General features: G+C 67.5%; 18 protein-coding genes. 6 read left to right on the forward strand and 12 right to left on the reverse strand.

Translation table 11 applies throughout. The features are described from left to right. Positions 1 to 20: 20 nt before the first annotated feature. From CNE_RS18200 to CNE_RS18210, 3 genes are all read right to left on the reverse strand, one after another. Positions 21 to 1,184, reverse strand: a complete 1,164-nt coding sequence (locus CNE_RS18200) for an acyltransferase family protein (protein WP_013951742.1) — start codon at positions 1,182 to 1,184, stop codon at positions 21 to 23. Between the two features lie 133 nt (positions 1,185 to 1,317). Beyond that, positions 1,318 to 2,634, reverse strand: a complete 1,317-nt coding sequence (locus tag CNE_RS18205) for an NAD(P)-binding domain-containing protein (protein WP_013951743.1) — start codon at positions 2,632 to 2,634, stop codon at positions 1,318 to 1,320. Then, on the reverse strand, positions 2,631 to 3,842 hold the full coding sequence (locus CNE_RS18210; RefSeq protein ID WP_013951744.1) for a carboxylate--amine ligase: 1,212 nt from the start codon (positions 3,840 to 3,842) through the stop codon (positions 2,631 to 2,633). The genes CNE_RS18205 and CNE_RS18210 overlap by 4 nt, the downstream gene beginning before the upstream one ends. Before the next feature lie 465 nt (positions 3,843 to 4,307). On the opposite strand from CNE_RS18210, the gene CNE_RS18215 reads away from it, so the two are divergent. Continuing rightward, a complete protein-coding gene (locus CNE_RS18215) occupies positions 4,308 to 5,858 on the forward strand; it encodes a glucosamine inositolphosphorylceramide transferase family protein (RefSeq protein ID WP_238553109.1) in 1,551 nt (516 codons plus the stop codon). Here the strand turns inward: CNE_RS18215 and CNE_RS18220 are convergent. From CNE_RS18220 to CNE_RS18245, 6 genes are all read right to left on the reverse strand, one after another. Beyond that, on the reverse strand, positions 5,821 to 6,939 hold the full coding sequence (locus tag CNE_RS18220) for a glycosyltransferase family 4 protein (RefSeq protein ID WP_013951746.1): 1,119 nt from the start codon (positions 6,937 to 6,939) through the stop codon (positions 5,821 to 5,823). The two genes, CNE_RS18215 and CNE_RS18220, sit on opposite strands and share 38 nt — an antisense overlap. Beyond that, the gene (gene asnB / locus CNE_RS18225) at positions 6,927 to 8,921 is read right to left on the reverse strand and encodes an asparagine synthase (glutamine-hydrolyzing) (protein ID WP_013951747.1); all 1,995 of its coding nucleotides are present in this window, start codon (positions 8,919 to 8,921) and stop codon (positions 6,927 to 6,929) included. The genes CNE_RS18220 and asnB overlap by 13 nt, the downstream gene beginning before the upstream one ends. 19 nt (positions 8,922 to 8,940) lie before the next feature. Beyond that, on the reverse strand, positions 8,941 to 10,026 hold the full coding sequence (locus CNE_RS18230; RefSeq protein ID WP_013951748.1) for an NAD-dependent epimerase/dehydratase family protein: 1,086 nt from the start codon (positions 10,024 to 10,026) through the stop codon (positions 8,941 to 8,943). 60 nt (positions 10,027 to 10,086) lie between these two features. Continuing rightward, positions 10,087 to 11,364 (reverse strand): nucleotide sugar dehydrogenase, encoded by a 1,278-nt coding sequence (locus CNE_RS18235; RefSeq protein ID WP_041228496.1) that lies wholly within the window; start codon positions 11,362 to 11,364, stop codon positions 10,087 to 10,089. 149 nt (positions 11,365 to 11,513) lie between these two features. Next, the gene (locus CNE_RS18240) at positions 11,514 to 12,677 is read right to left on the reverse strand and encodes a glycosyltransferase family 4 protein (protein ID WP_041228497.1); all 1,164 of its coding nucleotides are present in this window, start codon (positions 12,675 to 12,677) and stop codon (positions 11,514 to 11,516) included. Continuing rightward, positions 12,655 to 13,830 carry a glycosyltransferase gene (locus CNE_RS18245; protein ID WP_013951751.1) on the reverse strand — a complete coding sequence of 392 codons (1,176 nt, stop codon included), beginning with the start codon at positions 13,828 to 13,830 and terminating at the stop codon, positions 12,655 to 12,657. The genes CNE_RS18240 and CNE_RS18245 overlap by 23 nt, the downstream gene beginning before the upstream one ends. A 218-nt stretch (positions 13,831 to 14,048) precedes the next feature. Here CNE_RS18245 and CNE_RS18250 point away from each other — a divergent pair, with 218 nt between their 5' ends. The 5 genes from CNE_RS18250 to CNE_RS18270 are packed head-to-tail and all read left to right on the forward strand — an operon-like array spanning position 14,049 to position 18,718. Continuing rightward, positions 14,049 to 14,648, forward strand: coding sequence for a sugar transferase (locus tag CNE_RS18250; protein ID WP_013951752.1), 600 nt, complete (start codon positions 14,049 to 14,051; stop codon positions 14,646 to 14,648). 47 nt (positions 14,649 to 14,695) lie between these two features. Beyond that, entirely contained in the window at positions 14,696 to 15,880 is a 1,185-nt protein-coding gene (locus tag CNE_RS18255) for a DegT/DnrJ/EryC1/StrS family aminotransferase (protein ID WP_013951753.1), read from the forward strand. Next, a complete protein-coding gene (locus CNE_RS18260; RefSeq protein ID WP_013951754.1) occupies positions 15,880 to 16,632 on the forward strand; it encodes a phosphatase in 753 nt (250 codons plus the stop codon). The genes CNE_RS18255 and CNE_RS18260 overlap by 1 nt, the downstream gene beginning before the upstream one ends. Then, positions 16,629 to 17,696, forward strand: a complete 1,068-nt coding sequence (locus CNE_RS18265; RefSeq protein WP_013951755.1) for a hypothetical protein — start codon at positions 16,629 to 16,631, stop codon at positions 17,694 to 17,696. Before CNE_RS18260 ends, CNE_RS18265 begins: the two co-directional genes overlap by 4 nt. Then, positions 17,693 to 18,718, forward strand: a complete 1,026-nt coding sequence (locus CNE_RS18270) for a GNAT family N-acetyltransferase (RefSeq protein WP_013951756.1) — start codon at positions 17,693 to 17,695, stop codon at positions 18,716 to 18,718. Before CNE_RS18265 ends, CNE_RS18270 begins: the two co-directional genes overlap by 4 nt. A 90-nt stretch (positions 18,719 to 18,808) precedes the next feature. On the opposite strand, the gene CNE_RS18275 is transcribed toward CNE_RS18270, so the two are convergent. The 3 genes from CNE_RS18275 to CNE_RS18290 form a co-directional block, all read right to left on the reverse strand. Beyond that, the gene (locus tag CNE_RS18275; RefSeq protein ID WP_013951757.1) at positions 18,809 to 20,878 is read right to left on the reverse strand and encodes a polysaccharide biosynthesis protein; all 2,070 of its coding nucleotides are present in this window, start codon (positions 20,876 to 20,878) and stop codon (positions 18,809 to 18,811) included. 495 nt (positions 20,879 to 21,373) lie between these two features. Next, positions 21,374 to 22,303 (reverse strand): glycosyltransferase family 2 protein, encoded by a 930-nt coding sequence (locus CNE_RS18285; RefSeq protein WP_013951758.1) that lies wholly within the window; start codon positions 22,301 to 22,303, stop codon positions 21,374 to 21,376. Between the two features lie 78 nt (positions 22,304 to 22,381). Then, positions 22,382 to 23,338 carry a LuxR C-terminal-related transcriptional regulator gene (locus tag CNE_RS18290; protein WP_013951759.1) on the reverse strand — a complete coding sequence of 319 codons (957 nt, stop codon included), beginning with the start codon at positions 23,336 to 23,338 and terminating at the stop codon, positions 22,382 to 22,384. Positions 23,339 to 23,893: the final 555 nt, after the last annotated feature.

A 23,893-nucleotide genomic window follows, 5' to 3' on the forward strand; every position in this document is an offset into this window, starting at 1 on the left:
AGATGGGCGGCGTTGCCCCCTTACCCAGCCCTTGATCCAGTGCTCCGTGCGCGCCTGCCTTGCTGATCTGAGGCGGCTGCGTACTCCCTGTCTCGCGAATCAGTGGGTCGCTCTGATACCTCCACCGGCTTTGCCCTGGCACCAAAGCGGCGATTGATATAAATCCGCATCGGCTTCTCGACGACGAAATGCAGCAGGATGGCGATGCCGACCGTCAACGCCAGCAGCAACGCTGCCTGCGCTACCCCCGGCAGGGCGGCAAGGCTCGCCATCTTGCCCCGCGCGAAGGCGAACATGTATTGCGGAATGCGCTGCACGATATAAATGCAGTAGGAGACCTCGCCGAGGAAGACGAGGCTGCGCAGCGACAGCACGCGGGTAAGAGCATCCTTTTCGTAGGAGAGGAAGAACACCAGCCCGGCCGCGCCGGCGACGAACAGGACATCCAGCCCCAGTCCGACGCCGAGCACGCAGACAGCCAGCGACAGCATGCCGCCAGCGGCGAAACCGTTGTGGCGCGGCATCGCTTCGCGCAGCCGGCAGAGCAGCACCCCCAGCAGGAATTCCGGAACCAGCCGTGCCACGCCGCCGCTCAGCGACAGATGGTCGGGCGCGGTGGCTTCCACTGCCGCGAGGGCCGCCAGGGCCAGGCAGCCGGCCATGGCGATGCGGGCCTTGTTCAGGCGTGGCGCTGCCAGCAGGAACAGCGGGAAGAAGACATAGGCAAACCATTCGGCGCTGACCGACCAGCCGACGTCATTCCACCCGCTCGGCCCGGCGTACTGCCACGCGCCCAGCATCAGCGCTTCCGGCACGAAGCTGGACAAGGTGTAGTTGCCCGTGCCGACGGTGTGCGTATGCAGGCCCAGGTCGCGGACGATCACAGCAAGCGCGAAGGCGAGCAGGCAGAAGAGGTAGACCGGGTAGATGCGGGCGATCCGCGCCACGATGAACTTTTTCCACTGCAGCTGCTGCCCCGGCGCCGGATCGTAGTTGTAGGCGAGGATGAAGCCGCTCAGGATAAAGAAGCCGTCGACGCCCAGGTAGCCATGATCGAAGTACGTGCTGGTGAAGCCGATGTTGAAGAGCATGGCGTCCTGCTCGTAGACATGGAAATAGTGCCTGCACAATACCCATAGGGCCAGGAACAGCCGCAGGCTGGTGAGTGGCTTGAATTGTTGCATCGAACGCTCCCGTTTCTGTCAATGCCGAAGCCGGCTGGTGGCCGGTCTGATAGTCGTGGGTCTGCGCCTGTTGCTTCCGTCACCGCCGCACGCCGGCCTCGGCTGGCGATGTACCGCCTGCAGGCGCAGAGTGCTAATCGGCGGGGCTTTTCGCCTCCTGGAACGCCGCCGCCGGAGGATGCGGCAAGACCCCGGTGCGGCTCTCGGCCAGGGGCTGCGGCACGGCGGGCGCATCGAAGGCACGGCTGCCGCCTTCCGCGGCGTGGCACCGGCTGATATGCCGCGCGATGCGGGGCGCGGCATACTTGGCGCCATAGACAAAGCGCAGTACCGGCCCAAAGCTCAGCGCCGACGCCGGTCCGGTGATATAGAGTCCCGGCATGGCGGATTCGAAGTTGCGCGACACGTCCGACCAGCCATCGACGAGCGACAGCGCGCTGACGATTTCCGGCGACAGGAAGGCATGCCTGGCCAGGTCGACCTTGAACCCGGTGGCGGCGACGACGTGGTCGCCGGTGATGGTTGCCGGTCCGTTCTCACCGCTTACCTCCAGCACCACCTCGTCGTTGCGGATCGCGACGTGCCGGACCGTGGTGTTCATCCGGAGCTCGATCTTGCCGGCCACCCGGTCACGCAGCCACCACGCCCCGGAGGGGCCGAACGAGGCCTCGGCGATGCGCTTGCGCGTTCGCTGCCCGACACCCCGGAACAGGTACGGGAACTCAGACAGGACATAGGGATACCAGCCCTGGGCCAGCCCGCCCTCGGGACGCAGCATGCGCGACAGCAGGCTGCGTCCGACCTCCGGATCTTCGTTCCAGGAAATGATGCCGCCCCGGACCAGCACACGGACATGGGCGCCCAGTTCGTTGAACAGTGCCGCCAGGCCAAGCGCCGACTGCCCGCCGCCGACGATCACGATGCGCTTGCCCCGGGCCCATGCCAGGTTGCCGATCTCACCTGAGTGCAGCACATGCGGCCTGGGCAGCCCCTGCAGCACCTTCGGCGTCTGCTCGAACCCCTTGAGCCCGAGGGCGACCACCACGCGCCGTGCGGCCAGGGCGCTCCCGTCGCTCAGGGACAGGAGGAAGCCGTCGTCCTGGCGGCGCAACTCCGTGACGTCCACCGGGCGGACGTGGCCAACGAGCTGCGACTGGAACCAGAGCCCGTACTCGACAAACCGTTCAAGCGGCAGGCGCATGCCGATGGGGGCATAGGGCAGGTGCATGAGGCGGCAGTAATCCTCCAGCCGGTAGCCGGCGTGGGGCGCGTACAAGTCGGAGGCGAAGGCCTCCGATCGCATCAGCATCCCGGGCGGCATGAAATTGCGCCAGGCCAGCATGGGTTCCCCCAGCACCTGGTGGGGCACGCCGGCGTCGCTGAGGTGGGCCGAGATCGACAGTCCATACGGGCCAGCCCCGATAATCGCAGTGTCTGTGGTCGAGATCATTGCTGTTCCTGTTGGACCTGGTCGCGGCGCGTGGAAGGAAACCAGCCGCTCCAGTGCAGCAGGAAGCGGTCGAGCGGCATGCTCAGGCAGTAGTGTTGGATGGCAGGCAGCGGGTCATCCCAACGGAAATAACCGTCGAAAATTCGCGCGCCGTGGGGCATCAGGCTGCGCGGCGCGGAACGGAGGAAGGTCGCGCGCCAGACCGCGCCGCCGGGCGGGGGCGTGGCCGCCGGCAGGTCGGGCAGGCCCAGTTCATGCCGGTAGGCCGCCAGCGGGATATTGACCCCGCACAGCGTGGCGATCTCCTCCTGCCAGTCGATCCGCCCGACGGTCGGCTCGATCATCACGAAGCGCCGGTGGATCTCGTCCCACTTGTATTCCATGCTGCCCATGCCGTAGAAGCTGGCGCGCTCGGCGAAGGCCAGCGTGATCGGCTCCAGTTCCTCGCTGGCTTCGGGGGCCGCAACGCAGACGGCGGTGCTGCCGATTTCCGGCGGCCAGCAGGCGAGCTTCCTGCCCGTGAACACCGCCGCGGCCTTGCCATCCATGCCGCGGTAGAAGAGCGTGAAATGGATATTGCTCTGCGGGCCTTCGATCCATTCCTGCGCTACGATGCCGCCAGGGGTGCGCAGCATGGCGCGGGCGTGGGCTTGTCCCTCGGCAAGCGATTGCACGCGGATTGCGCGCTCCTTGTCCCCGGTCAGGGCCTGGCGCTTGTCGTCGGGCTTGATCACGGCGGGATAGCGCAGGCCGGACAGCAGGGGCACGTCGAGTTGTCCGTTCATGATGACCGTGCGCGGCACCGGGAAGCCGTTCTCTTCGGCAAAGCAATGGAAGGCCGACTTGCTGCTGAGCATGCGCACGCCTTGCGCCGGCGGCACGCAGAACCGGAACCATTCCGACAGCTCATCCCGGTTTTCCGAGACGCTGTGCACGGCATCCTCGTCGGTCAGGAACAGGACGGGCCGCTGGCCGAGACGCCGGGCCAGCGCAATCAGGTCTTCGGTGAATTCGCGCCCGACCAGGCTTCGAATGATGTGCCGGCGCGCATGGCGGGACCAGGACGCCGGCGTGGTGTGCCCGGTGTCTGCCAGGAGGACGGGAATCCCCTTGCCCGCCAATGACCGCACTAATCCAAGCCCGCCGAGTTCGCCGCCGACGACTACCGCCGCGGTTGTCTCTGCCGGATCCAGCGTGCTTTTCATCATGATTTCCGGGAAGTGTTAGGCGCTGCACTGAGGCCGGAAGGGGCCAGAAAAAGGGCAGGAAGGGGGTGCCTGGCGAGGTCCGCACGGTCTGCCCGTCGCGTCGATACCGGTGCCCGGCATGCGCACAAGTCGACGAATGCAATCTAGATCGATGCACATGGCTTATCCGTACGAGGACACACACACCGTTTGAAACATCCAGCACGGTCCTGCCGTCCTGTCGACACGGGTGCCGGCAATGCGCACCGGGTCGGCACTGGCAAGCTACCGCGACGCAAACGGGTGATCCGTACGGGGGCACACACATGCCGGCTTTTCCAACACTCGCGCACGGCAGCCGGCGTCACCACAGGCCGGCTACCTACCGAAGGATGATTGCGGCTCCGCCCTAAGGCTAATGTCGGGGCGCTGCATCCCGGCGCCAAATACCAGGAGCCATTGCACCCGATCGCCAGGGAGGAAGACATGTCCTGTCTGTTGCCAGAGACCGCCGCGCGGGAGAGCCTGGTCATCATGGTCACTACAACCGAGCCCGCAGGCTGGGAGCGGTTGGTGGTGCAGCGTCTGCAAGCCTCGGGCACGTGCCGAGTGGTCGAGCGCGCGCTTGGCGCCATGAACGCGCTGGAGGAAGCGAGCGGCACTGCCGATCGGGCGAAGGCGCTGCAGGCGGGCGGGCCGGTGACCGCCATCGTCGACCTGACCGGCAGGCTCGATACCGGCTGGAGCCGCCACGCCGCAGAGGGCGTGTGGCGCCTGTGCGACGCGCGCGGCCTTGCCCCGGGCGACCCGCACCACGGCCTGGAGACCCACGCCAGCGGTGCCGGCATCCGCCTGCACCTGGTGGCCTGGACGCCCTCGCATGCGGTCATGGTCGATACCGCGTCCGGCTATGCCGAACCCTGCGAGAAGGTTCGCCCCGAACGGCTTGCCGTCATGGGTGCGTCGCTGCTTGACGGCGCCCTGCGCGAGATCCGCGCCCTGGGTGGACTGTCGGGGCGCCAGGCGTGGACGGGGTGCCATGGCCGCGTGCCGGCATGGCGGCGCCTGCTCTGGCGCCTGCGCGCCCTCGGCAGTCACGCCATCATCCAGCTCAAGGGATTCGTGCTGGTGGAGGAATGGATGGTGGGCATCGTCGAGATGGCGTTTGCCGACGCCGTGCGCGCGCAGCGCCTGCCGGTGCGCTGGCTCGGCACTCGCATGCCGTCGTACTGCTGGGCCGATCCTTTCGGCGTGCCCGGCAGTCCGGACGAGATCTATTGCGAGGAAGTCGACTTGCGGCAGAACATTGGCCGCATCGTCAGGCTCAAGCTGGACGCGCACGAGGCGCCGTCCAGCGCGGGACAGGTCGATCTCGGGCTGCCGGGGCACCTGTCGTTCCCGTATCTGTTTCGCCATGACGGGGCGCTGTACTGCGTGGCGGAGTCTTCGCAGAGCCGGCGCTGCGTGCTGAACCGGCAGGAGGAAGGCGGGCGCTGGCAGCAGGTCGCGGTGCTGCTGGAGGACGTGGCCGCGGTCGACCCGACCATCTTCGCGCATGAAGGCCGTTTCTGGCTGTTGTACACCGACGTCGCGATGGGGCAGTTCGACAACGTATGCCTGTGCTATGCGGATAACCTGCTCGGCCCCTGGCAGCCGCACCCGCAGAACCCGGTCAAGTTCGACCACGGCTCGGCGCGCGCGGCCGGCTCGGTCATGCGGGAAGCAGACGGGCTGCTGCGCGTGGCGCAGGTCTGCAAGACCGCCTACGGGCAGGCCATCGCCGTCAACCGCATCGTGCACTGCACGCCCGAGTTCTATCGGGAGGAGACGGTGGGGGTCATCAGCCCGGCGGGGGATCGTGTCAACCCGCACGGCTTGCACACCTTGTCGGCGTGGGGCGGGCGCGTCGTGGTGGACGGCAAGCGCCATGGTTTCAATGGCGGCGTGCTGTGGCACAGGATCGTGTCGCGCGCCGCCCGCGCCTTGCGCCTGCCGCTGCCTACTCGAAACCCATCTCGCGCAGCATCACGGCGTTGACCTTGCGCACGTCGTACTTGGACTCGGCGATCTGGCGCGAGCGCTGGCCCATGCGCACGACTTGCTCCCAGTCCTCGATCAGCTGCATCATGGCCTGCTCCAGCGCGCCCACGGACTTGACCGGCACCAGCAGGCCGTTGTCGCCGTCAACCACCGTCTCGCGGCAGCCTGGCGCATCGGTGGTGATGATGGGACGGCCCATCGCCATGGCTTCCAGCACAGAGCGCGGCGTGCCTTCACCGTAGGAAGGCAGCACGTAGACGTTGCAGCCGGCAATGGCGGGGCGCACGTCGGACAGGCGGCCGAGGAAGTCGACGGTTCCGTCCGCGACCCATGCGTCCAGCTCGTCCTGGGCGATGGCGTCGGGGCTGGCATCGATCCAGCCCACCAGGCTGAAGCGCGCACCGGCGCCCCGCGCCCGGATTCTTCGCGCGGCCTCGGCATACTCGCGCACGCCCTTGTCGCCCAGCAGGCGGGCGATCAGCAGGAAGCGCGGGCCGTCGTCGGGCAGGGGCGCGACCTCGAAGCTCGCCACGTCCACGCCGGAACCATTGACAATGCACGAACGCTTGCCGGCCGGCAGGATTTCCGCGCGGCGGAACAGCGCCTCGTCATCGGGATTCTGGAAAAAGGTCGTATGGGCGCGGCTGAGCGCCAGCGCGTAGAGCCGCTGCACCACCGCGCGCAGCCGGCTTCTGCCGCTGTCCTCGCGAAAGGCATAGCCCAGCCCGGTGATCAGCGCGAAGCGGCGCGGCACGCGCGCCAGCCAGCCCGCCAGCATGCCGTAGATCACCGGCTTGATGGTGTAGCTCATCACGCAGGCGGGCCTGACCCGCCGCATCAGCCGATGCAGGGCGAGCAGCGTGCGCGCGTCGGCCAGCGGGTTCATCCCGGTACGCTGGAGCGGGACGTGATGCACGACCACGCCACGCGATTCCAGCGCGGCGCGCACCTGGTGCCCCGCTGGCAGGTCGGGCGCGGCGATATGCACCTCCAGGCCCTTTTGCTGCAGCGCTGCGATGAGCGGGCCGCGAAACGCGATCAGTGACTCGGCATAGCTGGCGATCATCAGGAAACGCATGCGGGACTCCTTTCCTGTGCGGTCTGGTGCGCGAGCCATGCCTGGAACATCAGCACGCACCAGAGCTGATGCTGCCAGTTGCGCCGCCCGGAAAGATGCTCGGCCCAGCGCTTGCGTATCGGCTCCGGGTTCAGGTAGCCCTCGCGCCGCAGGCGCCGGGGATCGATCAGGTCCTCGGCCCAGTCGCGCAGCGGCCCGCGCAGCCACGCGTCGATCGGAATGCCGAAGCCCATCTTGGGCCGCTCGATCAGCGTGCGCGGCACATAGCGGTCCAGCACCTGGCGCAGCACCCATTTGGTGGTATAGCCCCGTGCTTCCCTGCGCAACTTGTACGCCAGCGGCAGGCGCCACGCGAATTCGACCACGCGGTGGTCGAGGAACGGTATGCGGGTCTCAAGGCTGTGATGCATGGCTGCGCGGTCGACCTTGGCCAGGATGTCGTTGGGCAGGTAGCTCAGCATGTCCAGCGCCATCATCCGCTCCACGTCGGTCAAGGCGCTGAAGGCCTGCGCGCTGCCGTCCAGCACCGTGGCCGCCTCCGCGCCGCCGACGACGAGCATCTCCGGGTGGGGCCAGTGGGACACCATGCCGCGGTACAGCTCGGCCGACGAGCGCGCCGCCATGACGCCGGCGCCCTTGTGGATCTTCTCGCCCACATTGGCCCAGCGCGAGGCGACGGGGAACGCAGCTGCGATCCGGTTGATGCGGTCTGGCGGGCATCGTGTCAGGCTCCATGCCGCAGCTGCCCGTAGCGGGGCGGGAATGCGCGAGAGCCGGGGCCACAACTCGGCCGTGATCTGGTAGCGGTTATAGCCGCCGAACAGTTCGTCGCCCGCGTCGCCGGAAAGCGAAACGGTGACATGCCGCCGCGCCAGCTCGCTGACCAGCAGCGTCGGAATCTGCGAAGAGTCGGCGAATGGTTCGTCGTAGATCCGGGGCAGGCCGGGGATGACCGCCATCGCATGTTCGGGCGTGACGTACAGCTCGGTATGGCTCGTGCCAAGATGCCGCGCCACCGCCTTCGCGTGTGGGGCTTCGCTGTAGTCGGAATTATGAAAGCCAATGGAGAAGGTGCGGATAGGCTGCGACGATTGCGACTGCATCAATGCCACCACCGTCGAGGAATCGATCCCGCCGGACAGGAAGGCACCGAGCGGGACGTCCGCCATCATCTGGCGGCTTACCGCATCACGCAACAGCATCTCCAGCTGGTCCACGGCTTCGTCCGGGCTCCCGGCGAAAGGATGCTGAACGCCGTCAAGCGCGGCCTCGGCACCGGACCAGTAGGGCCGCAGCACGGGCTCAGGCGCCCCCAGCGAGACCGTCAGCAGATGCGCCGGCGGCAGCTTGGCGACATTGTGGTAGATCGAATGGCTGCCGCTCACATTGTTGTGGCGCATATACAGGCACAGCGCGTCGCGGTTGATGCGGCCCTCGAACGCCGGGTGCGGGCGCAGCGCCTTGAGTTCCGACCCGAACAGGAAGGCACGGCCCCTGCCGGTTGCCTGCCAGCCGTAGTAGAGCGGCTTTTCGCCGAGCCGGTCGCGCGCCAGTGTCAGCGTGCAGGTCCGCCGGTCCCACAGCGCAAACGCAAACATGCCCACGGCGCGCCGGACCGTGGCCTCGGCGCCCCAGGCGTCGATGCCGGCAAGCAGCGTTTCGGTGTCGGAGTGGCCGCGCCACCGGGGCGCGACGCCGGCACGCTCCAGCTCGGCGCGGATGTCCAGGTGGTTGTAGATCTCGCCGTTGAAGGCAATGACATGGCGGCCGCTGGCGGCGGTCATGGGCTGGTGTCCGGCCGCGGACAGATCGACGATCGCCAGGCGGCGGTGGGCCAGCCCGAACGGCTGGTCCGGATCGCACCAGGTGTCGCCATGGTCCGGTCCGCGGTGGCGGATCTGGTTGGCCATGTCGGCGAGCAAGTCCGCCCGGTCGGCGAGGGTGGCGGGCAAGCCGCCAAGAAATCCTGCAAATCCGCACATGGCTATGTCCCGGTTGTGCTCAGGCGTTCAGTGCCTGCTGCATCTGCACGTACCAAGGCATCGCCTCAGCCAGCCCGTCGCGGACGCGGTGGGTGGGCAGGTATCCCAGCAGGCGTTGTGCCTTGCCGATGTCGGCCTGGCTGTGGCGCACGTCTCCGGCCCGGAAGCCGCGATAGACCGGCTCGGTGCCGGCGGCGACGCCGTAGGGCCGCAGCCCGTCGCGAAGCAGCTCGAACAATGTGGCCAACGTGGTGCGGTCGCCGACCGCCACGTTGTAGACCTGGCTGTCCCCCTCGCAGTGGTCGCTGGCGGCGGCGAGCAGGTTGGCCTGCACGGCGTTCGCGACGTAGCAGAAATCGCGGCTGGTTTCTCCGTCGCCGTTGATGTAGACGGCCTCGTGCCGTAGCAGGGCTGCGATCCATTTGGGAATCACCGCCGCATAGGCACCATTGGGATCCTGGCGCGGCCCGAACACGTTGAAGTAGCGCAGCCCAGTGGCATGCACGCCGTAGCATCGGTGGAAGACGTCGGCATACAGCTCGTTGGCGTACTTGGTGACCGCGTAGGGGCTCAGCGGCTTGCCGATGCGGTCTTCCACTTTCGGCAGGCCCGGGTGGTCGCCGTAGGTGCTGCTGCTCGCCGCATAGACGAAGGTACTGACCTGCGCGTCGCGGGCGGCGACCAGCAGGTTCAGGAATCCGCTGATATTGACGCTGTGAGTCGCGATTGGGTCTTCCAGGCTGCGCGGCACGGAGCCGAGTGCCGCCTGGTGCAGCACGAAGTCCACCGGGTACAGGCCGTTGGCTGCGCCCTCGCGCCCGGGCGCGCAAAAGCGCATGGCGCTGCGGCAGTGCTCGAGGTTGCGGATATCGCCTTCGATAAAGCGGAAATTGGCCCACTGCCGCGGCGACACCAGCGCCTCGACCTCGATGAGGTTGCGGCGGTGCCCGGTGGAGAAGTTGTCCAGGCCGACCACGCGCTGGTCGAGGCGCAACAGCGTTTCCAGCAGGTTGCTGCCGATGAATCCGGCGACGCCGGTGACAAGCCACGTGCGCGGCGTGGCGGCCAGGCGGGCCTTGAGGTGCGCGTAGGCGTTCTCTTGCATGGGGACGGTGGTTCCGTTGCGCCGCTTCCGGCGGGTTTTCCGTGCGTGACCGCAAGGCGGCTACAGGCGTGCGTCGATTTCGCTCCTCGGCAGGATGCCCTTGACGTCGAACAGCACCGCATGCGCCTTGCCGAGGGCCTTGATCGCCCGCACGCCCATGGTGACGAACTGGTGGTGCGCGACCGCCAGCACGATGGCGTCGTACTGGTCGTTGCGCGGGGCCTCGCGCAGGCAGGACAGGCCGTATTCGTGCTCGGCGTCTTCGATATTGATCCACGGGTCGTAGACATCGACCTGAGCGTTGTAGCTGCGCAGCGTGGTCACGATGTCCACGGCCTTGGTGTTGCGCACGTCCGGGCAGTTCTCCTTGAACGTCAGGCCGAGCACCAGCACGCGGCTGTCGAGCACCGGAATGCCCCGGCGCAGCATCAGCTTCACCACCTCGTCGGCAACGTGGATCGCCATCTTGTCGTTGATGCGCCGGCCTGCCAGGATGACCTGCGGGTGATAGCCGACCTCCTGCGCCTTGTGCGTCAGATAGTAGGGATCGACCCCGATGCAGTGCCCGCCGACCAGGCCCGGGCGGAACGGCAGGAAATTCCACTTGGTGCCGGCGGCCCGCAGCACTTCGAGCGTGTCGATGCCCAGCTTGTGGAACAGCAGGCTGAGTTCGTTCATCAGCGCGATGTTGACATCGCGCTGGGTGTTCTCGATGACCTTGGCCGCCTCCGCCACGCGGATGCTGCTGGCGCGGTGCGTGCCGGCCACGATGATCCTGCCGTAGAGCTTGTCGATGGCCTCGCTCGCCTCGGGCGTGCTGCCGCTGGTGACCTTGCGGATATCCGGCAGCCGGTGCTCCTTGTCGCCGGGGTTGATGCGCTCCGGGCTGTAGCCGCAGAAGAAGTCCACGTTGAACTTCAGGCCGCTGTGCCTCTCCAGCACCGGCACGCAGATTTCCTCGGTGGCGCCCGGGTAGACGGTCGATTCGTAGATCACCACGGCGCCCGGCGCCATCGCCCTGCCCACGGTCTCGCTCGCCAGGATCAGCGGCGTCAGGTCGGGGCGCTTGGCCCGGTCCACCGGTGTGGGCACGGTCACGATAAAGACCTGGCAGTCCCTCAGCGCTTCGGGATCGTTGCTGTAGCGCAGGTGGTGCGCGCTGCGCAGCTCGTCCGGGCTGACCTCCAGCGTGGCGTCGTGGCCGGCGCGCAGTGCTTCGATGCGTGCGGCATTGACGTCGAAGCCCAGCACGGGCTGCTGCTTGCCGAACTCCACCGCGAGCGGCAGGCCGACATAGCCCAGCCCTATGATGGCGACTTGTGCGTGACTGAGTTCCATGACCGTGATCTTCCGAGTAGTCGAGCCTGTCGTCGTCGGCATGGAAAGGCAGACTCGTTGAAATTATCGTGCGCGGGCGGCGTGCCGTGCGCGGCGGTTCGTGTCTTGACGTACACAAGCCCGCAGCCGTGCGGCAGTGGTGGCCCGCGTCATGCCATGCCGATTTCGCTGGTGGTGGTTTCTCCGGATGTGCCGGACAGCAGGCGTTCCCAGTGCGTGCCGATTTCGCCCGGCGTGAACCTTTGTGCGTGACGGCGGCCCGCTTCGGACAGGCGGGCCGCCAGTTCGGGACTGGTGATGACCGCCGCGATCCCACGCGCCAGCGCGGCGGGGTCGTCGACCGGACTGAGCTGGGCGTTTTCTCCGTGAGTGAGCATGGCCTTCACCCCGGTCTCGCAGTTGGTGGCGACCACCGGCAGGCCATATGCCATCGCCTCCAGCAACACCAGCGAAAAGCCTTCAAAGCGGGAACTGAGGCACAAGAGAGAGGCGTCGCGGTACACCGACTCGATATCGCTGCGTGCCGGTTCGATGTGTACGCAGTCCTGCAGGCAGAGCCGGTCGCGCAGCTGTGTCAGGGATTCGAGCAACTCGCCGTTGCCCACGATCCGCAGCCGCCAGTCCGGAAACGTCGTGGCGATGGGCACCCACGCTTGCAGCAGCACGTCGAAGCCTTTGACGTCGGCCAGGCGCCCCACGGCAACAGCGGTGCGGGACGTGCGCGCAGCCGGCTCGGCGGGGATGGGGAAGGTCAGGATATTGGGGATGACGTCGATATTGGTGCAATGCAGGCTGCGTACCCATTTCTCGCGGTCCAGCTCGGTCAGCACCACGATCCGCTCGCAGGTGCGTGCGGCGAGGCGGCGCGCGATGCTGCGCAGCGGCAGGCCCAGGTCCTGGTCGAAGTTGCAATGCTCCCAGGCAATGCGGCGCATGCCCAGCCCCAGGCATGCCGGCAGGGTGAACAGCGTCAGCAAGGGGTCGACTTCCACCAGCACCGCAATCTTGTGCTGCCGGAGGTAGCGCCGCAGGCGCGCGATGGTGGGCAGGAATTGCGAACGGAAGGAAGGGCGCCGATCGAACAGGGCGTCGTGCCGGACCGCCGGATCGAGCCGGAAGCAGCTGCGGGGATCGCACAGGCTGAGGATGTGGATGTCGTGGCCGCGCCGCGCCAGCTCGTTCGCCACCGTGGCGGCCATGCGCTCGGCCCCGCCGAATACGTTCAGCGTGCCGGTCAGGAAGCAGATCGCCGGCGCCTCCGTCGCGTCGGCGTCCTGGTGCCGGCCCGGGCTACTGGTAGCGCGCGGCCGCATCGGTGGCCTCCACGTGTGGCGCCGCGCCGGCGCTGGCGAGCCTTGCATACAGGCGCAGCCACTCGCGGGCAATGACCTCGATGTTGAATGCCGCCGCGATATGCTGGTGCCGCGCCGCTTCGTCGACAGGCTCACCGCGCCCGTGCGCGACCGCGTCGCGAATGGCGCGCGCCAATGCCGCGGTATCGCCACGAGGGACCAGGGTGCCGATGGTGCCGAGCATGGCCGGGACGCCCGAGGCATCCGTGGCGACCACCGGGCATCCGCACGCCAGCGCTTCGCCCACGACCAGCGGCATCCCTTCGATCAGGGACGACAGCACGAACAGATCCGCCGCATTCAGCAGCGCCGGCACGTCCGCCCGCTGGCCCAGCAGACGCACGCGCCCGCTCAGCCCGTGCTGTGCGATGCGCTGCGCCAGGGCATCGCGCAGCGGCCCGTCGCCAGCGATCATCAGCACCGTGCCGGGCCCGGGGCACGCCTGCGCGAAGGCATCGATGAGGTCGGCCTGGGCCTTGTCCGGCACCAGCCGGCCAACGTTGAGGACGAACCGGTCGCCCGGGCCCAGGCCGAGCCCGGCACGGGTGGCGGCGCGCTGTTCAGCGCTGGGCCGGTAGCGGGTGGTATCGAAGCCGTTGGGCATGTAGATGATGCGCGTCTCGGGGGCCGCCCGCACCTCGATCATGCGCTGCCGGCCTTCGTTGCTGACCTGGGTGGTGAGATCGGCCCAGCGGTCGGTGAGGCGGTACGCCAGCATGCGCCAGGTGCCGCCCTCCATGTAGTTGTGCGCCGTGCAGATCGTGGCGGGGACCGGGCACACGCGTGTCAGCAGGCGCGCGACCAGGTTGGCGTGAACCAAGTGGGCATGGATGACGTCGGGGCGCCAGCGCAGCACGAACCGCCGGACCTGCATGAGGGTGGCCAGCAATGCCAGCGGGGTCTTGCGTATCGCCAGCATCAGGGTCTCGACGCCTTCCGGAAGCTTCACCTCGCAGCCCGGCATCAGGCTGATCACTGAGACCGCGTGTCCCAGCGACAGGTACTGGCGCGCGAGCGCGGCCACCTGCTGTTCCGCGCCCCCCATCTGCAGGCAGGTGATGAGCAGGGTGATCCGCATTGGCCCGGCTGGCTTTCCGGATTGGCTCTGGTCCATCCTGTCTCCTCGGCATGGTTGATGCGGTCCCAGGCACGCTACCGCTGCCGGAGCGCGGCATCTGTTCGGCGTCGAACGCAGGCGCTTGCCCCCTGCGCCATGACGGCCGGCGAGGTTCTGTGGTGTACGACACGTTCCCGCGCGCTCGGGTGGTTCACAGGGGCGGGCGAATCGGATTTCATATCTCCTGTACATGGCACAGGCGGCGGGAATCGATCATGAAGCGCGTTCTGGATGTTGTCCTCACGTCGGTGGCGCTGGTGGTGCTGGCGCTGCCCTTGCTGGTCGTGATGGGGCTGGTTCGCTGGAAGCTTGGCGGTCCGGTCTTCTTCCGGCAGACGCGGGCAGGCCTCGATGGCAAGCCCTTCGAAGTCATCAAGTTCCGCACCATGACGGATGAGCGCGGTCCCGATGGCGAACTGCTGCCCGACGCGCAACGGATCACGCCGTTCGGCTGGATGATCCGGCGCACCAGCATCGACGAACTGCCGGAGCTCTGGTGCGTCCTGAAGGGCGAGATGAGCCTGGTCGGGCCGCGCCCGCTGCCCACGTTCTACCTGCCCCTCTACTCGCCAGAACAGGCGCGGCGGCTGCTGGTCCTGCCGGGCATCACGGGCTGGGCGCAGGTCAACGGGCGCAATTCGCTGAGCTGGGAGGAGAAGTTCCGGCTGGACGTCTGGTACGTGGATCACCAGTCGTTCTGGCTCGATCTCAGGATCCTGTGGCGAACCATCGGCACGGTGCTGGCCAAGGAAGACATCAGTGCCGCCGGCGAAGTCTCGGCGACCCGCTTCTGCGGGAGCAAGGAGGCGCCATAGACGCCATGGGCGCCGTGGCCCGCACCGCAACCCTTGGGGAATTGCCAATGCTCGATACCGGATTCTCGCCCTGGCCCAGCTTCAGCCGCGAAGAGGCGCAGGCAGTGCAGCGCGTGCTGCTCTCGAACCGTGTCAACTACTGGACCGGCACCGAGTGCCGCGACTTCGAAAAGGAGTTCGCGGCATGGTGCGGCGCCGAGTACGCCGTCACCCTGGCGAACGGAACGCTGGCGCTCGATGTGGCGCTGCATGCGCTGGACATCGGGCCGGGCGACGAGGTGGTCGTCGCGCCCCGCACCTTCCTGGCCAGCGTTTCGTGCGTCGTCAATGCGGGGGCGAAGCCGGTGTTCGCGGACGTCGATCCGGACAGCGGCAACCTCAGCGCCCACACCATCGCGGCCGCGCTGACGCCGCGCACGCGCGCCGTCATCTGCGTGCACCTGGCCGGTATGCCGTGCGACATGGACCCCATCATGGCGCTGGCGCGCGAGCACGGCTTCAAGGTGATCGAGGACTGCGCGCAGGCGCACGGCGCCGTCTACAAGGGACGCATGGTCGGCACCATCGGCCATATCGGGGCCTGGTCCTTCTGCCAGGACAAGATCATGACCACAGGGGGCGAGGGAGGCATGGTCACCACCGACGATCGCGAGCTGTGGTCGCACATGTGGTCATACAAGGATCACGGCAAGAGCTGGGAGGCCATGCATGGCCGCGCGCATCCACCAGGCTTCCGCTGGGTCCACGACGCCTTCGGCACCAACTGGCGCATGACCGAGATGCAGGCCGCGATCGGCCGCATCCAGTTGCGGCGCATGGCTGACTGGCACGAACGGCGCACCGCCAACGCCATGGCGCTGGCAGATGCGCTTGGTGCTTGCGATGCCCTGCACGTGCCGCTGCCGCCCGCCGGGATCGAGCATGCCTGGTACAAGTTCTATGCGTTCGTGCAGCCCAGGGGCCTCGCCGAGGGCTGGAGCCGCGACAGCATCATGGCTGCCATCAATGCCGCCGGCGTGCCCTGTTATGCGGGCATCTGTGCCGAGGTCTACCTCGAGAAGGCCTTCGACGGCACCGGATTGCGCCCGCCTGCACGGCTGCCGGCAGCGCGCGCGCTGGGCGAGACCAGCCTGATGTTCCTTGTGCATCCCACGCTCACGGATGATGAAGTGCGCATGACCGGGCAGGTGGTGCGCAGCGTGATGCAACAGGCAACGCGCGTGGCGGCTTGATGGCGACTTTCCTGTGGAACCACTACCTCTATTTCGGCGAAAGCCGCGTGGCATTGCCGCTGGTGGCCTGGGTCGCGGTCTGCTTCGTCGTGGCCGGGCAAGGCTGGCGCGCGCTGCGCTGGGCGGTATCGTTCGGCGTCGGCGGCGCATTGCTGATAGCGGCCAAGTCCGCGTTCAGCTACGCCGGCTGGTCCCTTCCGACCATCGGCGTCTACAGCGTCAGCGGGCACGCCATGCTGACCGCAGCGGTATACCCGGTGCTGCTGATGCTGCTGGGTTCCGTGCTGGGCAGGCAGATGGCATGGCTCGGACTGGCGACTGGGGTGGGGCTGGCCTTGTTCATGCCCGTGGTGCTGGTGACGGATTTTCACCATACGATCGGTGAGTCGCTCATCGGGCTGGGGGTCGGGTTTGCCGTTGCCGGGGTGACCCTGTGGCGCTGGCGGCCGGTTGGCTTTCTGCACGTCGGCGCGGCCGTTGCATTGCTGGTGCCGGTGGCGCTGCTGTTCGACCCGCGCGACGCCGTCGAAGACTTGCAGGGCGCGTTGCGAAGCCGCGTCATGCTCTGGACGGGAGCGACCGGCGAATACTGGCGCAGCATCGACCCGGATCCGGCAACGGGAAGGCGGGTCATCTCCGTCGGGTTTTGGAGTGAGAGAGACACGTCAGGGCAGGTCCCCCATCGGCGCCGGCATCACAGCGCATGGCCGTCGTATGAAGTTCTCATTGAGCGCGCTGGACGGCACCCATGAAATCTGCCACGGAATTCGGCTCATTCTTCCCGCTCGACCCCGCCGTCCCCCTGGGCGGTGAGGCCTGGCTGCGCCCGGGCGACCTGCTGACCGGCACCGGCCGCGATGCGCTGCGCGCGATGGTGGCGCACGGGCGCTCGCACGGATGGCGGCGGCTCTATGCGCCCAGCTACTACTGCCATGCGGTGCTGGACGACATCGCCCGCGACATCGACGTGCGCATGTATCTGCATGCTCCGTTCGGCGGCCCGGCGCAGCTTGCGCTGGGCGACGACGAGGCCGCGATCGTTCCGGAATACTTTGGCCTGCAGGCCGAGGTGGAGGTGCAGGGCGGCAGCGTCCTGCTCGACCGCTCCCACGACCTGCTCGCCACCTGGTCCTACGCGCGGGCGCCGGACTATGTGTTTGCGTCGCTGCGCAAGACCCTGCCGGTGCCCGACGGGGGACTGGTGCGGCCGCCGCCCGGGCAGCCGTTTGCACGTTCGCTTGCGCCCACGCCGGCACATGTGCGCGCCGCCGCCAGCATGGCCGCAGCCATGGCGATGAAGGCGGCGTACCTGGCCGGCGCGCAGGTCGCCAAGGCGGCCTACCTGGCGCTGGCCGCCGAGGCCGAGGGCAATCTGCGCAGCGATGCCGAAATCTCCGGGCCATCGGCGCTGACGCGCGTGCTGGCGCCGGCCGTCGATCTTGGCTGGATGCGGCAGCGGCGGCAGGAGAACCTGGCGCTGCTGGCCCGCTGTTTCGCCGGCCCGCACGCCGCCCTGCCCGCCGGCATGCAATGGCGGGAAACGCCGGCCTTTGGCATCCTGCTGTGCGCCGATGCGCCGCAGCGCGAGCGCGTCCGGCAACGGCTGATCGGCGCGGATGTCTATCCGGCGGTGCTCTGGCCCATGACCTGGCCCGGCGTCCCCGAGGACAACCACCGCCTGTGCGGGCGCATACTGGTCCTTCATGCCGACTACCGCTACGGCCTGCACGACATCGGGCGCCTCGGCGAGATCATCTTGCAGATCGCCGCCAGCATTGCCGCAAATCCCGATACTTCCGACGAGGACCGACGATGATGAAGATCAATCTGCTGGAGACCTCCAGCGCCGAGTGGCTCGACGTGCTGCAGCGTTGCCGGCACGACAGCCACCATATGCCGGGATGGCTGCGGGCGGCGCAACATGAAGGCAGTGGCAAGGCGTTTGCCATCCACGTCATGGATGACGGCCATGAACTGTTCGTGCCGCTGCTGAACCGCGACATCAACGGCAAGGACTGGGATGCAAGTTCGCCCTACGGGTTTGCCGGCCCGCTCGTCAGCGACGACGCGCCGGACGCGTTCATTGACACCGCCTTGTCCGAGGCCCTGGAACTGCTGCGCGGGCGCGGCTGTGTTTCATGCTTCATCCGGCTGAATCCGATTGTCAACGCGCCATGGCGCAGCGCCGTCGGCACGCTGATCGATCATGGCATGACGATCTCGATCGACCTCTCCAAGAGCGAGGCCGAGCATTGGCACGACACCTCGCACGGGCACAGGCTGGAGATCTCCAAGGCCATGCGCGCGGGGGTCACGGTGCGGCTGGACGAGACGCTGGAAACGCTGCCGCATTTCATCCGTCTCTACAACGCGTCGATGGACCGGCTGCGTGCTTCCGACTACTACTTCTTCGACGACGCTTACCACTACACCCTGGCCCGGGAGCTCGGCGACCGGCTGCGGCTGTTCGTGGCGGAGGAGGATGGCGTCATCATCGGCGGGGCGACCGTCACGGTGTCTGACGGCACCGGCATTCTGCAGGGCCACTTGATGGGTATCGACGCACGCTACCGGCACCGTCAGCCCAGCAAGATCATGCTGCACGCTATCCGGCAGTGGGGACGGGAGCAGGGCCACCGCTATTACCACCTCGGCGGTGGCCTCGGCGGCTCGGCCGAGGATTCGCTGTTCCGCTTCAAGCGCGGGTTTTCGCCGGACACCCATGTATTCCGCACGCAGCGGGTGGTAGTGGATCCCGGCAAGTACCTGGCGCTGTGCGACGGCACGCCCTCGGTGCTTGAGGATCTGAGCGGATACTTCCCTGCCTATCGACGGTAGGCCCGGCAGGGCCGGGGCACGGATGACGAACGACAGCCGCCCTTTGAGGCGGCTGTCGTGTCTGGCAAGCAGCGCTCGGGGGATGGCGAATCAGAGCTTGCCCGGGCTCGAGAGCGACACCGGCTTCGCTTCGCTGGCCAGCTCGGGCTGGCCCAGCGCGTGGGACGCGACCCGGCGCAGCACGACCTGGCGCGGCACCCTGGCGTCGTCCGGCGTGTCCTGGATGGCCTGGCCGCTTTCGGCGGGCACGGCGGCAGGCACCGGCTTGCGGCTGGCGTCGTCGAGCGAGGTATACGGGGCGTATTCCGGCACGATCGCCTGCACCATCGTCTGGATCTTCAGTTCGTCGCGGGCGTCGCAGGCCGCGTAGAGCCGGGTCAGCATCTCCCGCAGCTCCGCCTCCTCCAGGCTTGGCTCCTGGGAGCACATGATGCGTTCGTGGTCGCTGGGCGTGACATTGCCGCCGATCAGCAGCTCCTCGTAGAGCTTCTCGCCCGGGCGCAGGCCGACGAACTTGACCTCGATGTCCCCGTTCGGGTTCTTGGGGGTGCGCTCCACCAGCCCGGCCATCTCGATCATGGTCCGGGCCAGATCCACGATCCGCACCGGCTGCCCCATGTCCAGCACGAACACCTCGCCGCCGCGGGCCATCGCGCCCGCCTGGATCACCAGCTGCGAGGCTTCGGGGATCAGCATGAAGAAGCGGATGACATCGGGGTGTGTGATCGTGATCGGCCCGCCCGCTTCAATCTGGCTGCGAAACAGGGGAACCACGGAGCCGGAAGACCCCAGCACATTGCCGAAGCGGACCATCGCGAAGACCGTGCGGGTGCCGGGCCGTGCCGCCGCGGCCTGGAAGATCAGCTCCGCGATGCGCTTGCTCGCGCCCATCACGTTGGTGGGGCGGACGGCCTTGTCGGTCGAGATCAGCACACAGGTCTGCACGCCGAAGCGGTCAGCCATGTTGGCGATGGTGAGCGAGCCCAGTACGTTGTTGCGAATGCCCTCGGGCATGTTGCTCTCGACCAGGGGCACGTGCTTGTAGGCCGCGGCGTGATAGATGGTATCGACCTGCTGGCCCTGCATGGCGGCGGCCACGGCATTGGCGTCGCACACCGAGCCGATGCGCGCCAGCAATGGCACCCCGGGGAAGTTCCGGCGCAGGTCCTGCTCCACCATGTACAGCGCCCATTCGGAATGGTCGAACAGGATCAGCTTGCGCGGCTGCTGCGTGGCAACCTGGCGGCACAGCTCGCTGCCGATGGAGCCGCCCGCGCCGGTCACCATGACGACCTTGCGGTGCGTGCACTTGGCGAACAGCGCCTCGCGCGGCGGCACGGCTGGCCGGCCAAGCAGGTCCTCGACCTTGACCTCGCGGATCGACTGCATGGTGATCTTGCGGTCCACCAGCTCGAGCAGCGTGGGCAGGGTGCGCACGCTCACGGCGTATCGATGCAGCTTGTCCAGGATGCGCTTGCGCCGGTCCGGCGACAGCGAAGGCACCGCCAGCACCACTTCGTCGATGCCCAGCCGCTGCAGCTGCTCCCGCATGCGCGAGGTATGGAACACCGGCAGGTCGGTGAAGGTGTGGTTGTCCAGCGAAAGGTCGTCGTCGAAGAAGCACACGGCCTCATGGTCGACGCTGGCGCGCATGGCGTTGGCGAGCTGGAAGCCGGCCTCGCCGGCGCCAAAGATGCCCACGCGCCGGGTCGGGCGCCCGCGGGCGCTGCGCCACAGCTCAGTGCGCCGCAGCATGGCGCGGATCAGGAAGCGCGAGATCACGACGTAGGCGAAGGCGATGAACCAGTAGATCAGCAGGCCGGCGCGCGGCAGCCGGCTGTCATTCATGAGAAAGGACACGGCGTAGGTCAGCCCGACCATGGCTGCCATGCTGATGCCGGCGGCCCACAGCACCTTGAGGTCGATGTAGCGCAGCACGGTCCGGTACAGGCCGCTGAACGAAAACACCGGGATCGTGCACGCCGCGATGAACAGCGGCGGCAGCAGGCCGTACTGGACGATCAGCTCCTGATTGCCGGAGCGCAGCAGCAGGGCCAGCGCGAAGCACAGGGGCAGGGCCAGCAGGTCGACCGTCATCATCAGCACGATCTTCTGGCGGCGCGAAAGGGATAGCAGGCGCAGGGAGCGCGGGGCTGTCATGCCCGGAACTCCTGCAACACCACCGCTGCCATTGTCACTGCTACCCGCATGGCCCACAGGCTCTGGCTGGCGGGAACCGCTCGATGCATCCATATCGGTGTGTCCATTGCACGGCTCTTCTGCCCGGAAGGCGCCGGCGTCAGCCTGCGACTGGCTGTGATGCCATGGGTCGCCGTGGGTTCACGCATCACCGTGTGCCGGCGTGAATCCGCTTTCCTGCAAAGCTATCGTTTCTGCGTGGTGTGGCGCAATCGGGCTACGTGCGCTGCCGAACGTGGAATGGCGATGGGCCAGGGCACGCAGAAACGGGTACGCATGCCATTGCCGCCAGCTGGTGTCGTCATCGATCGCGCCATGGCAGGCTGGCGCAGAGGGAGCACGGGGAAAGGGCGTTATTGCCGCGGCGCAGGCGCTGCAATGCGGGTACGTGCGTTGCAGCACAGGCGCTGGCGAGGGAGCGCAGAAATGGGTACGCTCCCCGGGCCTGCGTGGCGGTCAGTCGCGCGGCAGTGGCGCGCTGAGGCCGGTCCCTGACCCCTGGCGCCCGGCTGGTCGCGGGCCGCGTAGCAGCTGCCACAGGCAAGTCGCCGTGTCATAGAAGGTGCCGGCGCCGCGCAGGCCGGCTGCGCGCAGGTGGTGCGCAAGGTCGTGCGGCAGGGCCAACAGCAGGAACAATGCCGTCTTCAGCGGGTGCTCCGGGCCATGGTCATAGCGCCGGCAGGCCACATACAGCCGTGAGGCGTCGCTGGCGGGGCACGGCCGGTCGGCCGACACCGATGGCAGGCGCTGGTTGACTGCGCTCGGGACCATCTCAATGCGGTAGCCGAATTCCTGCACCGCGCGTGCGGCCAGTTCCAGGTCGTCGTAGCCGACGGCAAGGTGCTCGTCGAACGACAGGTTCTCGAACAGCTCGCGCGGGAACACCGCGCTGTGCAACAGCACCGAGCACAGGCGCTCGCCGCGGCGGTAGTCCAGTGTCGGGTAGCCCAGGAACGCCGGCTTGCGCGGAGCGCCGCGCCGCCCCTGGCAGACCTCGGTCCCGGTCAGGATGAGCGGCGTCGCGCAGCCGGCGGTGGCCCGCCGGAGATGGTCGTCGGCTACGGACTCGGTCATCTGCTGCAGGAAGGTTGCGCCCAGCAGGGTCTGGTCATCCAGGAACAGTACGTGCGAGCCGGTGGCCGCGCGCAGGGCGCGGTTGCGGTTGGCGGCCCTGGAGCGGCGCGGGCCTTCCAGGTAGGTGATGTCCGGATAGTCCCGGCGCATCATCTCGCGCGTGTCGTAGCCGCTGCTGTCGTCGGTGACGATGAGCTGGTGCGGCGGCATGGTGGAATCAGCGACCGATTGCAGCGTGTGCCGCAGCTGCTCGGGATGGTCGCACGTGGAGATGCACACCGAAACGGTGGGCAGGAAAGAGCTTGCCGGCATGGTGACCCCTCCAATGTTCGGCAGATGGCAGACGCCTGCGCCGGCCCGTCTGGTGCGGGCGCGGCGCAGGGTCCTGAATTACAGCACCGGGCTGGCGGCCTGGAACGCGGCGTCGCTGGTGCGGGATGCAACCACCGGGCGCGCGTTGCTGCCGCGCGTGAGGCGTTCATCGCCGCTGACCCACTCGAGCGTCGCGCCACGCTGCAGGGCGGCATAGACGGCCTCGCCCTTGTTGCGTACCTTCAGGCGCTGGTACAGCGTGCAGGCGTGGCTCTTGACCGTGGCCACCGAGATATTGAGCATGCGGCTGACGGTCTTGATCGGGTAGCCGCGTGCCAGCAGCACCAGCACCTCGTACTGGCGCGGCGTGATCTTCAGCATTTCGGCTTCGTCGTAGCTGGGCTCTTCCTCGACCAGCGGCGCTGGGCTGGTGGAAGCCGGGGCCGACAGCGGCTGCCCCGGCCGCAGGCAGGTGAGGTCGCGCACCGCCACGGTGGTGCGCGCGGCTCCGGGCGTGCCGGCGCATGCCACCAGCGACAGTTGCTCGCCTGTGAGCGCGTGCGCAGGGTTCAGCGGCAGCGGCGCGGCCGAGGCCAGCGACTGCACCGCCGGCATGGCCGAGCGCGACGCCGACGGCATGGAGCCGGTCTCGGCCGAGAACAGCAGCCCCTGCACGCCTGACACCGCCAGCCGGATGGCCGCCTCGATCACCGCAAGCGAAGCGGATTTCGGCAGGCAGCCGCATACGCCGCGTGCGCTGTCCGCGTTGGGCACATGCAATGGCAAGATGTCCGCCAGGATCAGGATGCGGTGCGGCGACAGGGCTTCGCGGGCCTGTTCGAGTTGCGGCCAGCCAGACCCCACATCGGCGGGCATGCCGAATACCAGCAGGTCGGCATTGTGGTGCCGGGAATCCAGCCTGGCGATGTCCGCAGGCGCAATGGCGGCAACCTGGGCGGACTCCTGGATGTTCTCGAGCATCTGCAGCAGCCCGAGCCGGAGCAGTGGATGCTCCTCGATCAGCAACGCATTCATTGTCTTCACTCCCCGTTACTCGGGAGCGGACTGCGGGGCGCTTTGCGTATGGAGGGGCATTGCAGGACAGCAGTCACCCGCGGCGACTGGCTGCTTGTCTGACCCCCATGCTTCCATGCTCCCGCAGTCCCGTTCTTCTGGATGGAACTTGTCGGCGGCTGGAAGGTTGACCCGAACCCGGACCCGAAAGATTCTCGCTCCTAAATCGGCTTAAATTCATCTTATGGGCTGGTTGAATGGAATGCAAGCAGGCCGGTCTGGGACGAGTAGGGGTGGGAATGAAAGGACATACATAATCCTTTCAAAAATCACCCAAATGCGCCGGTCCAGGTTCCGCAAACGCCGCGCTGGCGCGGGGTCCAGGAGGTTTCATGGATGTGACATCCGGATTTAATTTGGTTGCAGCACTGAAACAGATAGCATTATTGACACCCCTCGTAAGTAGTGTTCTTAACCCCATCGTGGGGTATCGGTAATATATCTGCGGCGGATTGCTCCAATCATGAAACGCCGCTTTCATATGTGTTTTCGAAATAGGCCTGCCTGATTTTCAGG

Source organism: Cupriavidus necator N-1 (assembly GCF_000219215.1).
GTDB classification, from domain to species: Bacteria; Pseudomonadota; Gammaproteobacteria; order Burkholderiales; family Burkholderiaceae; genus Cupriavidus; species Cupriavidus necator.